General features: G+C 58.3%; 9 protein-coding genes. 1 reads left to right on the forward strand and 8 read right to left on the reverse strand.

Features of this window, described 5'->3' with window-relative positions; genetic code table 11:
* Positions 1-16 precede the first annotated feature (16 nt).
* Positions 17-1,249: an MFS transporter gene (locus tag QLG08_RS18715; protein WP_015700995.1), complete on the forward strand. Its 1,233-nt coding sequence runs from the start codon at positions 17-19 to the stop codon at positions 1,247-1,249.
* A gap of 37 nt (positions 1,250-1,286) precedes the next feature.
* Here the strand turns inward: QLG08_RS18715 and QLG08_RS18720 are convergent, their stop codons facing one another.
* The 8 genes from QLG08_RS18720 to uca all read right to left on the reverse strand — a co-directional run bounded on the left by QLG08_RS18720 (position 1,287) and on the right by uca (position 13,542).
* The gene (locus QLG08_RS18720; protein ID WP_105079628.1) at positions 1,287-3,404 is read right to left on the reverse strand and encodes a TonB-dependent siderophore receptor; all 2,118 of its coding nucleotides are present in this window, start codon (positions 3,402-3,404) and stop codon (positions 1,287-1,289) included.
* 308 nt (positions 3,405-3,712) lie between these two features.
* Positions 3,713-4,411, reverse strand: a complete 699-nt coding sequence (urtE, locus tag QLG08_RS18725) for an urea ABC transporter ATP-binding subunit UrtE (RefSeq protein ID WP_013024535.1) — start codon at positions 4,409-4,411, stop codon at positions 3,713-3,715.
* Complete coding sequence (gene urtD, locus QLG08_RS18730; protein ID WP_014595297.1) at positions 4,412-5,203, reverse strand: urea ABC transporter ATP-binding protein UrtD; 792 nt, start codon at positions 5,201-5,203, stop codon at positions 4,412-4,414.
* Positions 5,196-6,272 carry an urea ABC transporter permease subunit UrtC gene (gene urtC / locus QLG08_RS18735; RefSeq protein WP_013024537.1) on the reverse strand — a complete coding sequence of 359 codons (1,077 nt, stop codon included), beginning with the start codon at positions 6,270-6,272 and terminating at the stop codon, positions 5,196-5,198. The genes urtD and urtC overlap by 8 nt, the downstream gene beginning before the upstream one ends.
* Complete coding sequence (gene urtB / locus QLG08_RS18740) at positions 6,272-7,837, reverse strand: urea ABC transporter permease subunit UrtB (protein ID WP_105082589.1); 1,566 nt, start codon at positions 7,835-7,837, stop codon at positions 6,272-6,274. The genes urtC and urtB overlap by 1 nt, the downstream gene beginning before the upstream one ends.
* A gap of 77 nt (positions 7,838-7,914) precedes the next feature.
* Positions 7,915-9,183: an urea ABC transporter substrate-binding protein gene (gene urtA, locus QLG08_RS18745; protein WP_064373188.1), complete on the reverse strand. Its 1,269-nt coding sequence runs from the start codon at positions 9,181-9,183 to the stop codon at positions 7,915-7,917.
* 30 nt (positions 9,184-9,213) lie between these two features.
* Positions 9,214-9,915 carry a GntR family transcriptional regulator gene (locus tag QLG08_RS18750; RefSeq protein WP_013024540.1) on the reverse strand — a complete coding sequence of 234 codons (702 nt, stop codon included), beginning with the start codon at positions 9,913-9,915 and terminating at the stop codon, positions 9,214-9,216.
* Positions 9,916-9,924: 9 nt separating this feature from the next.
* Positions 9,925-13,542, reverse strand: a complete 3,618-nt coding sequence (gene uca / locus QLG08_RS18755; RefSeq protein ID WP_014595300.1) for an urea carboxylase — start codon at positions 13,540-13,542, stop codon at positions 9,925-9,927.
* Between the last annotated feature and the right edge of the window lie 6 nt (positions 13,543-13,548).

Genomic DNA, 13,548 nt, shown 5'->3' on the forward strand with positions numbered 1-13,548 from the left:
CTGGACATTATTCACGATGGCTCTTTTTCAACCGGTCTCGCGCCTCACGCGTCGACATTTCCTGTTCCCCTTATCGCTGGTGTTATTTGAGTTTGCCACCTATCTGGCGCACGACATGATTCAGCCAGGCATGCTGCTGGTCACGCAGGCATTTCACGTGGGTCCGGAGTGGGTCTCCACGTCACTGACCGCTTACCTGATGGGCGGCATGCTGCTGCAGTGGCTGTTGGGCCCGCTATCCGACAAGCTGGGACGACGTCCGGTGCTGCTGGCAGGCGTTGCCTTTTTCATGCTGACCTGCCTCGCAACCCACTGGGTGCAGAGCATTGGGCAGTTTATCCTGCTGCGCTTTCTTCAGGGCATCAGCCTGTGTTTCATCGGTGCAGTCGGTTATGCCGCCATTCAGGAGGCATTTGACGAAGCGCTCAGCGTAAAGATGATGGCGCTGATGGCTAACGTGGCGCTGCTGGCACCGCTGGCCGGGCCGCTGGCGGGCACGGCGTTTCTGGCTGTTGCGGACTGGCGCACGCTGTTTCTGTTTTTTGCCGCCCTGTCTGCTCTGGCATTGACGGGCCTGTGGCTCTCGATGCCGGAAACGGCGGGCGACAGAAACACCTCCGTGTCGCTGAAGTCCCTGGCTGCCGGCTATTACGCCTTGTTAAAAGATCGCCAGGTGATGTGCGGTTCACTGGCCATCGGCCTGGTGACGATTCCCTGTCTGGCCTGGGTAGCGCTTTCTCCCGTTATCCTGATTCACGATCTGGGACTGAGCCGCATGGATTATGCGCTGCTCCAGTTACCGGTCTTTCTGGCGATGATCGCCGGAAATCTGCTGCTGGGGCGGCTTGCCAGCCGTCTGCCGGTTGAACAGCCGCTGCGGCTGGGGGCCTGGCCGATTATGGCGGGTTTGACGGTGGCCGCTGTTGGCACCTTTATCAATGCAGGCAACGCGGCATGGCTGACGGCGGGCCTGAGCCTTTACGGATTCGGCACCGGAATGGTGAATGCCGGGCTGTACCGACTGACATTGTTCTCCAGCCGGGCGGGTAAGGGCAGCGTCGCGGCGATGTTAGGGATGGTCAGTATGGTGGTGTTTGCGCTGGGCATTGAGGCGGTGAAAGCGGCGTACTTCGGAGGCGGAACGGCCTGGTTCAGCCTGATTAATCTGCTGTGCGGGCTGTTATGGCTGGCACTGGTGCGGTCGTTTCTGCGCGAAAAACAGCGGCGACACAGCACCGTAACGGCCTGAGGTGAGACAGGCGGCCAGGTGCCGCCTGTGGGAAGGATCAGAAATCGTAGCCGACGGTGGCAACGATGGTGCGTTCAGCCCCCCAGTAGCAGAAGCCGGTGCCATAGCAGGCGGAGACATAGTCGCGATCGGTCAGGTTATTTGCGTTAACCTGCACAAAAGCCCCTTTCAGGCTGCTGTTCCAGACGCCTAAATCGGCACGTACCGAGGCATCAAACAGCGTGGCGGAAGGCAGACGAGTGGTGTTTTCATTGTCTGCCCACTGCCGACCAATGTAACGGACGCCTGCACCTACGCTGATCCCGGCATCAAACTGGTATTTTGCCCACGCAGAAGCCATCGAGTTGGGCGTCACGTAAGGCGTATGACCGTTGTTACCGTCGATAGAATCTTTGAAGCGCACGTGGTTGAGCGTAAAGCTCGCCAGCGTGCTCAGGCGCGGAGTGAGCTGATTATGGGCTTCCAGTTCGAGGCCCTGAGAGTGCACTTTCCCGGCCGGTTCGTAATAAGAGCCTACCACCACGCGGTTACCCACATCATTTTGCGTCAGGTCGTACACGGCTGCTGAGTAGAGATCGGACGTGCCCACGGGCTGGTATTTAATCCCGGCCTCGTACTGCTCAGATGTGGTCGGCTTCAGCAGGTTGCCGTCCTGTCCGGAAAGCGATTGCGGCGTAATGGCCTGACTGTAGCTGGCATACGGAGAGATACCGTTATCAAATGCATAGAGCAGCGCCGCGCGACCGCTGACGTGATCGTCTTGACGGCGATATTGCGTATCGGTGCTGTACTGTCTGTTTTCAGACACGATCCGATCGTAGCGGCCGGAGAGATCCAGATGCCACTTGTCCCATTTCATCTCATCCTGCAGATACATACCGGTTTGGTAGTAACGGCGCTGTGAGTTCTGGAATACGTAAGCCGGATTCGTCCCCACGGCCTGGCCTGTCAGCGCGTTAAGCTGACTGGCTAAGCCACCGGCATCACGCAAATCATTGGTGTACTGATGATATTCCGCGCCCAGTACGACCTTATGATCTACCGGACCCGTGGCAAAATCGGCTTCCAGTTGATTATCGATCGCGTACGCATTCAGTGAAGAACGTGAACCGGAATAGTAGCGATTAAGTAGTTCAGACTGCGGTGAATCCCAGCCAGCCTGATAAACCTGATCCAAATCGACATTGGAGTGGGAATAGCTGGCATTGGAGCGGAAGGCCCAGGTTTCATTAAAGCGGTGAGCGAACTCCGCGCTGTAAATTTGCTCGCGACGTTTGAACTGATCCAGTGTGCTGTCGCCGTCATAAAAACCGGTGCTGAGCTTACGTCCGTTATGCTCGGTTATGCTGCCATCACCCGGCACGGCACTGTGATAGCCACCGGAAGGATCCTTCTGCAGATAGGCGCGTAACAGCAGTGACGTATCTTCATCCGGTTGCCACAGCAGCGAGGGCGAAATCGCATATTTTTCTTCGCGGGTATGATCGTACTGCGTATCGCTGTTGCGCGTGATGCCGGTCAGACGAAAAGCCCACTGATCGTTAATGGCGTTGGTGTAATCAAATGCGGCGCTGTTGGTGTTATGGGTGCCGGTGGACAGACGGAAATGTCCTTCAGGCGCGTATTGAGGACGCTTAGAGGTCTCCATCACTAAGCCACCGGGAACGGTTTGGCCATACAGGGCAGAAGAGGGGCCTTTGATCACGTCAATGCGTTCGAGGAACCAGGGATCAACCTGCAGCACGTTGTAGCTGCCCGGATCGCTCATCAGCCGCAGGCCGTCCAGAAAAATATTATCAACGTCGCCGCCGTGGAAACCGCGCAACGATACCGTATCGTAGCGGGTGGCCGCACCGGCGAAGTTCGTAAAGGCGCCCGCAGTGTAATTCAGCGCCTGATTCACATCCATCGCACCCTGATCGTCCATTTGCTGGCGCGTGATCACCGAGACTGACTGCCCGGTGGTGATCAGCGGACGATCGGTCTTGGTTGCGCCTTTACTGACGGTCGCCGTATAGCCTTCTGTCGGGGTTGTCGACGTTTCTTCGGGCTTTGCTGTGACCACCAGCGTGTTGGCGGCAAAGGTCACTGCAGGTGTGGCAATGGCGATGGAACACAGCAACGCTAACCGTTTCCGGCAGAAAGGCATTCTCATTGTTTATCCCTTACAAATGGTAGATACGCCGCTCCCGACAGAGGAAAGGAGCGAAAATTGGTGTTAAGAACAAGTTATTTACATTGAATGCAAATGAGAATTATTGCCTTTACTGTTAATCATTACAAGATGTCTACAGCGTTATTGTTAAAGAAATTGCAGGCTAACGGGGTAAACACGCGTGGAACGTGCGTCAGGGAAGCCTTTTCGGGCAGGTTGTATCGGGCGGGGCGAGGGAGAAACATTCAACACGCTTCACGTACAACGTGAAGGCAGGCCAGGCGATCTGGCCTGCCGGGGAGGAGATGTCAGATGGCGACCAGACCGCGCACGTTCTCCGCCTCCATGTCACTGCCACGACCGCGCTGGATAATCTCGCCGCGCGACATCACCAGATAGCTGTCGGCCAACTCAGCGGCGAAATCATAGAATTGCTCAACCAGCAGAATCGCCATATCGCCGCGCTGCGCCAACTGACGGATCACCATGCCAATCTCTTTGATCACCGACGGCTGGATCCCTTCCGTCGGCTCGTCGAGGATCAGCAACTGCGGACGACTTGCCAGCGCGCGACCAATCGCTAACTGCTGCTGTTGTCCCCCGGACAGGTCGCCTCCGCGCCGCGACTTCATGTCGAACAGCACGGGAAACAGCTGATAGATCTCATCAGGCACCTGTTTGGCCTGTGAGGCGGAGAAGCGGGACAGGCCCATTAGCAGATTCTCCTCAACCGTGAGACGGGGGAAAATTTCGCGGCCCTGTGGCACGTAAGCGATGCCGGACTGCACGCGCTGATGCGGCTTGCGCGTCCCGATCGGCTTGTCCTGCCAGCGTACCTCACCCGATTTGGCCGGAATCAATCCCATCAGGCATTTCAGCAGCGTGGTTTTGCCCACGCCGTTACGGCCCAGCAGGCAGGTGATTTCGCCTGTTTTTACCTCAAAAGACAGGCCGCGTAGAATATGGCTGCCACCGTAATACTGATGCAGTTCAGATACCTGTAACATTTAGCGCCCCAAATAAACGTCGATGACCTGCTCGTTGGCCTGAACCTCGCGCAGCGAACCTTCCGCCAGCACCTTGCCTTGATGCAAAACCGTGACGTAGTCGGCAATGGTTTCCACAAAGCCCATGTCGTGTTCAACCACCATGAGTGAGTGTTTCCCTGCCAGGCTACGGAACAGCTCGGCGGTATAGTCGGTTTCCGCATCGGTCATGCCGGCCGCAGGTTCATCCAGCAGAAGCAGGTGCGGCTCCTGCACCAGCAGCATGCCGATCTCAAGAAACTGTTTCTGTCCATGCGACAACAGGCCCGCCTGGCGGTGACGCGAACCCGTAAGCCGCAACAGGACGAGGACCTCGTCAATCCGATCCCGCTGCTCGCTGTTAAGCCGTGCGCGCAGGCTGGCCCAAACGGTTTTGGTGGTTTTCAGGGCAATTTCCAGATTTTCAAACACCGTCAGCGCTTCAAACACCGTGGGTTTCTGAAATTTGCGTCCGATACCGCGACGGGCAATCTCAACGGGGGAGTGGCTGGTCAGGTCATTATCCTGATCGTAAATGACCCGGCCCTTATCCGGTCGTGTTTTACCGGTAATCACATCCATTAGCGTGGTTTTTCCAGCGCCGTTAGGGCCGATCACACAGCGCAGTTCGCCCACGCCTATCTGTAAGGACAGATCGGACAGGGCGCGAAAGCCATCAAAAGAGACGGTGACGGCTTCCAGTTGCAGCACCGGATCGCGCTGAACACGATGACGATCGGCGGGAAATGATTGGGTATACGGGTGCTCAGTCATCTTTTCTCCGGCGGAGTAAGCCAATCACGCCACGCGGCAGAAACAGCGTGACCAGAATAAACATCATCCCCAGAAAGAACAGCCAGTACTCGGGGAAGGCAACGGTAAACAGGCTCTTCGCGCCGTTAACAATCGCGGCGCCCAGCAGCGGGCCAATTAAGGTGCCGCGTCCACCCAGTGCGACCCAGATAGCGGCTTCGATGGAGTTGGTGGGGGACATTTCACCAGGATTAATAATGCCGACCTGAGGCACATAAAGTGCGCCCGCCATGCCGCATAACACGGCGGACAGCGTCCAGACGAACAGCTTAAAGCCACGGGGATCGTAACCGCAGAACATCAGACGGTTTTCCGCGTCGCGGACCGCCGTCAGCACCCGGCCGAATTTACTGCGTGCCAGGACAAAACCCAGGCCTAAACTGACTAACAGCAATATCACCGTCGCGACAAACAGGCCGATGCGCGTGCCCGTGGCGGTAACATTAAAACCCAGCAGGGTGGTGAAGCCGGTAAAGCCGTTGTTGCCACCAAAGCCGGTTTCATTGCGGAAAAACAGCAGCATGCCGGCATAGGTCAGCGCCTGGGTCATGATGGAGAAATAAACCCCTTTAATTTTCGAGCGGAAGGCGAAAAAACCAAAGACCAGCGCCAGCAGGCCGGGAACCAGTACAATCAGGCACAGCGCCCAGGCAAAATGCTGGGTGCCCGCCCAAAACCACGGCAGCCGATCCCAGGAGAGAAAGGCCATAAAGGCCGGTACGCCGTCGCCCGCCGCCTGGCGCATCAGGTACATGCCCATCGCATAGCCGCCCAGCGCAAAAAACAGGCCGTGTCCCAGAGAGAGTAAACCGGCATAACCCCAGACCAGATCCAGCGCCACCGCGACCACCGCATAGCACAGAATTTTACCCACCAGGGTTAAGGTATAGGTCGATATCGCCAGCGGATGGGTTGCCGGCAGCAGCGCCAGAAATGGCATGATCAGCAGCATCAGCGTAACCAGTGCGCCAATACCCAGCGTCAGGCGCGGGGCCTGACGAGCCAGACGTAAGGAGATGGGTTGCGTCATTAGTCAGTCACCCTTCCTTTCACCGCAAATAACCCTTGCGGACGTTTTTGAATAAACAGCACGATCATGACCAGAATCAGGATTTTCCCCAGCACCGCGCCGATTTGCGGTTCCAGCACTTTATTGAGAATGCCCAGCCCCAGCGCAGCCACGACGGTGCCGGCCAGTTGCCCCACACCGCCGAGCACCACCACCAGGAAAGAGTCAATAATGTAGCCCTGGCCCAGTTCCGGTCCGACATTTCCCAACTGGGACAGGGCCACGCCGCCCAGCCCGGCGATGCCGGAGCCCAGGCCAAAAGCCAGCATATCGACTCGGCCTGTTGGCACGCCGCAGCAGTCGGCCATGGCCCGGTTTTGCGTTACCGCCCGCACGTTCATCCCCAGCCGCGTGCGGTTCAGCAGCAGCCAGGTCAGGATCAGCACAAACACCACGAACAGAATGACCGCAATACGGTTCCAGGGCAGAACCAGATTCGGCAGCACCTGCAATCCGCCGGACAGCCAGGCGGGGTTCGCAACCTCAAGGTTCTGCGCGCCAAACAGCATCCGCACCAGCTGAATCAGCATCAGGCTGATGCCCCAGGTGGCTAACAGGGTTTCCAGTGGACGGCCATACAGGTGACGGATAATGGTGCGCTCCAGCGCCATACCGATAACCGCCGTTAACCCAAAGGCGACCGGGAGCGCCAGCAGCGGATACCAGCCGATGTAATGCGGCGCGAACTGCTGAAACAGGTTTTGCACCATCCAGGTCGCGTAGGCACCCAGCATCAACATTTCCCCGTGCGCCATATTGATCACGCCCAGCAGGCCGTAGGTAATCGCCAGGCCCAGGGCGGCAAGCAGCAGTATCGAACCCAGCGACAGGCCGCTAAACGCCTGGCCCAACAGATCGCCCCACATCAGGCGGCTTTTAATCTGTTGCAGGCTTTCTTTTGCCGCCTCGCGTACGGTTTCATCGGGCTCCACTGTGGGCTGGGTCAGCCGTTGCAGGCTGGCCTGGGTGTTAGGATCGCCGGACTCGCCCAGCAGTTTCACCGCCCGCAGCCGAACAATGGGTTGAGGGCTGGACAGTTGCAGGCTGGCCGCCGCCATCGCCAGCGCGGCATGCACGCGCGCATCCTTTTCGAGGCTCAGGCGTTGCGTAATCAGCGGGAGAAGATCGGCGGCGGCGTCATTTTGTAACTGCTGTGCCGCACTCAGGCGTACGCTGGCGTCGCTGCTCACCAGTTGATGTGCGGCGAGCGCACTGGCGACCAGCACGCGCAACCGGTTATTCATAAACAGTTTTTTTAGCGCGCCCTTCGGCTGTGATGACGTATCCAGCGGCTGGAGCCCATTACCGGTTTGGCTAAAAGGATGACGATCCTGATCCGTGACCACGGTTTCGGCTTTCAGCGCCTGAAGCAGCGGCAACAGGCTGACATCTGGCGCAGCGGCCCACTGTTGCAGCAATTCCGCCTGCTGAGCGCGGCTCGCCGCGGCGAAGTCGGCCGCCGGTCCGGCGCTGGCAAACAGCGGCAGGAGCAGCAAAAAACTAAAGAAACACAGGCGAAGCGTCATGGGAGAGCCTCATCAAATAGGCGATCATAGGAAGTCCTTACTGCCGCCCCACAGAGGGATCAGGGGCGGCACCTGTCTTACTGAGACGTTTTCATCGGGTGATCGGGTTTTTTGTCATTACCGGGGATATACGGGCTCCAGGGTTGGGCGCGTACCGGTTTGTCGGTTTGCCAGACCACGTTGAACTGACCGTTTTCTTCCACTTCGCCAATCATCACGGGTTTATGCAGATGGTGGTTAGTCTGATCCATCGTCAGGGTAAAGCCATCCGGCGCTTTAAAGGTCTGACCGGCCATTGCGGCGCGCACCTTATCCACGTCGGTGGTGCCCGCTTTTTCGACGGCCTGCGCCCACATATGGATCCCTACGTAGGTCGCCTCCATCGGATCGTTCGTCACAACGCTGCTGGCATTCGGCAGGTTATGGGCTTTGGCATAAGCACGGTAATCGGCGACAAATTTGGCGTTGGTCGGGTTATCCAGCGATTCGAAGTAGTTCCAGGCGGCGAGCTGGCCGACCAGCGGTTTGGTATCAATTCCACGGAGTTCTTCTTCGCCCACTGAGAACGCCACCACCGGTATATCGGTGGCTTTGATGCCCTGATTCGCCAGCTCTTTGTAAAACGGCACGTTGGAATCCCCGTTGATGGTGGAGACCACCGCGGTTTTCCCGCCTGCGGCGAACTTCTTGATATTGGACACGATGGTCTGGTAATCGCTGTAGCCGAACGGGGTATAAACTTCTTCGATGTCTTTATCCTGTACGCCTTTGGTGTGCAGGAAAGCCCGCAAAATTTTGTTGGTCGTGCGGGGATACACATAATCTGTTCCCAACAGGAAGAAGCGTTTCGCGCCGCCGCCATCCTGGCTCATCAGGTATTCCACTGCCGGAATAGCCTGCTGGTTAGGGGCTGCCCCGGTGTAGAAGACGTTCGGTGACATCTCTTCACCTTCATACTGTACCGGGTAGAAGAGCAGGCCGTTCAGCTCTTCGAAGACCGGCAGCACGGATTTTCGTGATACCGAGGTCCAGCAGCCAAACACCACCGCAGTTTTGTCCTGGGTCAGCAGCTGGCGCGCCTTTTCGGCAAAGAGCGGCCAGTTTGAGGCGGGATCCACCACCACCGGTTCGAGCTTTTTACCCAGCACGCCACCTTTCGCATTGATTTCATCAATGGTCATCAGGGCGACATCTTTCAGTGGCGTTTCGGAAATCGCCATAGTGCCGGAAAGCGAGTGCATAATACCCACTTTGATGGTGTCAGCCGCCTGGGCGTTCCATGAGAATCCCATACCTGCAACGGTAGCGGAGAGTGCAAAAGCCTTGAGCAATGAACGTCTTTTCATCAATGTTAAACCCCTGGTTAGATGGATGCGTTATTCGATGGGTTGGAGCCTGGCCTGCTGTAACATATGGATCGTGATCTTCCTGACCTCAGCCTTACTGGCGGCAATGTGTTCGCTCAGCATCTGCTGGGCTTTGCCGGTCTGCTGCAAAAAAATGGCCTGTAAAATTTGCGCGTGCTCGCGATACGTCGCCGCGATCCTGTCTTCGCGGGTAAAATCGAGACGACGAATAATGCGGATCTTCTCGGTCAGTTCAGCGTGAATACGCGCGATCTCACTGTTGCCTGCGGCGGCGACCAGCGTCATATGAAAGGCCTCATCGTGCTGCGACACTTTCTTGCCGTCATCCAGCCGGGCGGCCTCACACCAGAACTGATAAAGCTCGCGCAGCCGGGCGGCGCACTGCGCCGAGGGCAGTTCGCACAGACGCTTCACGGCTTCGCACTCCAGTACCGTGCGCAGATCGTACAGCTCTTCGAAATAGGCAAAATCGAAGGTTTTGACCTGCCATCCGCTGCGAAACCACACATCGACATAGCCTTCACGCTCCAGCCAGAACAGTGCCTGCCGGACTGGCGTGCGGCTGACCGCCATACGTTCAGCAATTTCACTCTCGCTGAAGCGGTCACCGGGCATCAGGCGAAACTCAAAAATGTCGTTTTTCAGCGTCTGGTAAACACGTTCCGCCAGGGCTTCCGGACGCGCTTTATTACGGGGTAAACGGGTTGTCATCGGCTCTCCTTATTCCAGCCACAGCAGCGTATCGCCAGGGCTGACGGCACGCCCTGCCTGACAGGCGATGCGTTTCACCCGACCGGCGCAGGGGGCTGCAATCGCCAGCTCCATTTTCATTGCTTCAACAATCACCAGCGTCTGACCCGCGCTGACGTCATCCCCGGGCTGTACCAGCACTTTCCAGATATTGCCGTTCATATCTGCCTGCACCGCGTGCGCGCTGTCATCTTCAGCGGCGGTATGAGGCGCTTTATCTGGAGGAGAGGCGATCTCCTGTTCCTCCTGCGACCAGCGCGTGACTTCCTGCTCGAAAGCCGCTGCCTGACGCTGGCGAAACGCCGTGATGTCCTGAGCGTTATCCGCCAGGAATTGTTGGTGAGCGGCAAAGTCAAATTCAGTTTCGTCAATACGCAGCGTGGCGCGACCTTCGCGGAAATCGTCACGTAACTGCGTCAGCGCCTCTTCCGTTACGGGATAAAAGCGCACCTGATCGAAGAAGCGCAGCAGCCAGGGTTCGCCTGCAGTAAACTGCGCATTTTTGAGGAACTTGTTCCAGATAGGTAAGGTACGGCCCACCAGCTGATAGCCGCCGGGCGAGTCCATGCCGTAAATGCACATATACATCCCGCCGATGCCGACGGTGCCTTCTGCCGTAAAGGTACGGGCGGGGCTGTATTTGGAACTCAGCAGGCGGTGACGGGGATCGACAGGCACGGCGCAGGGCGCGCCAAGGTACACATCCCCCAGCCCTAAAATCAGATAGCTGGCCTCAAAGATCGTGTCGCGGACCTGGTCGCGGCTGGTTAATCCGTTAATGCGCTGAATAAAATCGACATTATTTGGCAGCCAGGGCGCGCTGGCACGCACGGTTTCTTTATAGCGTTCCACCGCACCGAGCGTCGCGCTGTCTTCAAAGGCCATCGGCAGCCAGACGATGCGTGACGGAACTTTCAGGTGACTGACATTGCCGAGCATCGCTTCCCGTTCCAGCAGCACGTTCATTAACTGCGACTGGCTCAGGACCAGGCTGTCGTAGCGAATTTGCAGCGAGCGCACGCCAGGAGAGAGCTCTTCGATCCCGGTAACAGGCTGAGCACGCAGCGCCTCCATTAACAAATGCACACGCAGACGCAATGCCAGATCGAGGACGTTGTCGCCATATTCGATGAGGATGTATTTATCACCGGCCTGGCGATAGACCGCCCTGGGGGAGGTTTCCGTGGCGGCGACAGCGGCGAGCAGGGTGCCGGAACCAAAGCGGTTTTCAGCCAGCGAGGGGACGTCAAACGCGGGCGCAGAGTGGGGCCGCAGCGTGGCAATCACCTGCTTCTGAGCCTGTTCCCGCGCGGTCGCTTCCTCTACGCTGATGGGGTGAAAACGGATGCTGTCACCAGGTTTAACCTGACCGACTTTCCACAGCTCGGCTTTGGCTATCGTTACCGGGCAGACAAAGCCGCCAAGGCTGGGGCCGTCGTGGGTGAGGATCACCGGGAAATCACCGGTAAAGTTGACTGCGCCGATAGCATACTCGCAGTCATGTACGTTGGAGGGATGCAGACCGGCCTCACCGCCGTTAGCGCGAGCCCAGCTCGGTTTTGGCCCGACCAGGCGTACGCCAAGGCGGTTTGAGTTGTAGTGTACCTGCCAGTCGCTGGCAAAAAAGTCGTCGATGGCGGCCTGGGTGAAGAAGTCAGGTGCGCCGTGCGGCCCGTACAGCACGCCAATGTGCCATTCGTTCGTGTAGGTCGGTATCAGCGCCGGGCTGAGCGCCTGGGGCGCGCTGATCGGGGCCGGTGTGGTGCAGGCGGCCAGCAGCGGCTGGGAAACCGGCAGCATATCGGCAACCCGCAGCGTCCGCCCCGCGTGCCCACCAAACTGACCGAGCGAGAAAGTGGAGCGGCTGCCGAGGTATTCCGGTACGTCAAAACCATTACGGATGGCCAGATAACAGCGACAGCCTTGCAGCGCGCGGCCCAGCGTGAGCGTTTGTCCCGCATTGACCGTGACAGGCTGCCAGTTTGCAACGGGTTCACCATCCAGCATGGCGGCGCAGTCAGCGCCGGTCAGGGCAATTGTCGTCGCACAATGAAAACGCAGCGTCGGGCCCTGTAAGGTAAATTCCAGTCCTGCTGCGGCCTCATGATTGCCGACGATACGGTTAGCCAGCCGGAAAGCATAGTCGTCCATGGGGCCGGAGGGCGGTACGCCGATATCCCAGTAGCCAAGGCGGCCCGGAACGTCCTGCACGGAGCTAAAGGTGCCGGGCTGCAGAACTTCCACTACCGCGGCCGACGGCGTGAAATCATCCAGAAAACCAGTCCAGACGTTGCCGCTCTGGAAGGCGTCGGTGGCGATGACCTGCCGCAGGTAATCAAGATTGGTGGCGATGCCGTGCAGTTGAGTGGCATTAAGCGCGCGTTGCAGTTTGGCCAGCGCGGCGTCCCGGGTTTCAGCATGAACGATCAGCTTGGCGATCATGGGATCGTAGTAGCTCGATACGTCGCTACCGGTGCTGATTCCACTATCGACGCGCACATCCTCGGGAAAGTGCACATGGGTTAAGACACCGGGACAAGGCTGAAAGTGTTTAAGCGGATCTTCAGCGTAGAGCCGGACTTCGATCGAGGCGCCCTGAGGTGCCTGCTGCAGGCGCGGCCAGTCGATCGCTTCATCGGCAGCCACGCGCAACATGCACTCGACCAGGTCAAGACCCGTGACGCATTCGGTGACCGGATGTTCAACCTGCAGGCGGGTATTGACCTCCAGGAAATAGAAGGCGTCCTGCTGCGCATCGTAAATGTATTCGACGGTGCCCGCGCTGCGGTAATTGACCACCTCGCCCAACCGGACTGCCGAGGCGAGCAGCGCATCGCGGGTTGCAGCGGGCAAACAGGGAGCGGGCGTTTCTTCTACCACTTTCTGGTTGCGGCGTTGCAGAGAGCAGTCGCGCTCGCCCAGAGCGACCACGGTGCCTTTGCCGTCGCCAAAGATCTGTACCTCAACATGGCGGGCATGATCGATGCAGCGTTCAAGAAATACGCCTGCGTCGCTGAAGAACTGTTCGCCAAGCCGGCGCACGCTCTCCCAGGCATGCCGGAGCGCCTCGGCATCCGCGCAGCGCGTCAGGCCGATGCCGCCGCCCCCGGCCGTGCTTTTTAACATCACCGGATAACCAATATGACTCGCGGCGGCCAGGGCGTCATCCAGCGAGTCGAGCAGCGGCGTGCCTGGCGTCATGGGAACACCGGCGTGCGCTGCCAGTTCACGGGCACGGTGCTTTAAACCGAACTCACCAATTTGCTGCGCTGTCGGTCCAACAAATACGATGCCGGCCTCCTCACAGGCGGCGGCAAACGGCAGGCTTTCAGAGAGAAAACCGTAGCCCGGCCAGACAGCCTGGGCGCCGCTTTCCTGCGCGGCCGCCAGAATTTTATCAATGCGCAGATAGCTGTCGCTGGCTTTGTCACCGCCCAGACAAATAGCGATATCGGCATCTTTGACATGTTGCGCGTTACGGTCGGCATTGGAAAAGACCGCGACGCTGGTAATGCCCAAACGTTTCAGGGTACGGATAGCGCGGCAGGCAATTTCGCCACGATTGGCAATCAGAACGGTGCTGAACATGATTGA

The organism is Pantoea sp. V106_11 (assembly GCF_029967885.1).
Lineage (GTDB): Bacteria > Pseudomonadota > Gammaproteobacteria > Enterobacterales > Enterobacteriaceae > Pantoea > Pantoea ananatis.

Excerpts from the sequence above, each read along its gene's own strand:
- QLG08_RS18715 (WP_015700995.1), top strand. The coding sequence starts at position 17 with ATGGCTCTTTTTCAACCGGTCTCGCGCCTCACGCGTCGACATTTCCTG.
- urtC (WP_013024537.1), bottom strand. The coding sequence starts at position 6,272 with ATGACGCAACCCATCTCCTTACGTCTGGCTCGTCAGGCCCCGCGCCTG.
- urtE (WP_013024535.1), bottom strand. The coding sequence starts at position 4,411 with ATGTTACAGGTATCTGAACTGCATCAGTATTACGGTGGCAGCCATATT.
- QLG08_RS18720 (WP_105079628.1), bottom strand. The coding sequence starts at position 3,404 with ATGAGAATGCCTTTCTGCCGGAAACGGTTAGCGTTGCTGTGTTCCATC.
- QLG08_RS18750 (WP_013024540.1), bottom strand. The coding sequence starts at position 9,915 with ATGACAACCCGTTTACCCCGTAATAAAGCGCGTCCGGAAGCCCTGGCG.
- urtD (WP_014595297.1), bottom strand. The coding sequence starts at position 5,203 with ATGACTGAGCACCCGTATACCCAATCATTTCCCGCCGATCGTCATCGT.
- urtA (WP_064373188.1), bottom strand. The coding sequence starts at position 9,183 with ATGAAAAGACGTTCATTGCTCAAGGCTTTTGCACTCTCCGCTACCGTT.
- urtB (WP_105082589.1), bottom strand. The coding sequence starts at position 7,837 with ATGACGCTTCGCCTGTGTTTCTTTAGTTTTTTGCTGCTCCTGCCGCTG.
- uca (WP_014595300.1), bottom strand. The coding sequence starts at position 13,542 with ATGTTCAGCACCGTTCTGATTGCCAATCGTGGCGAAATTGCCTGCCGC.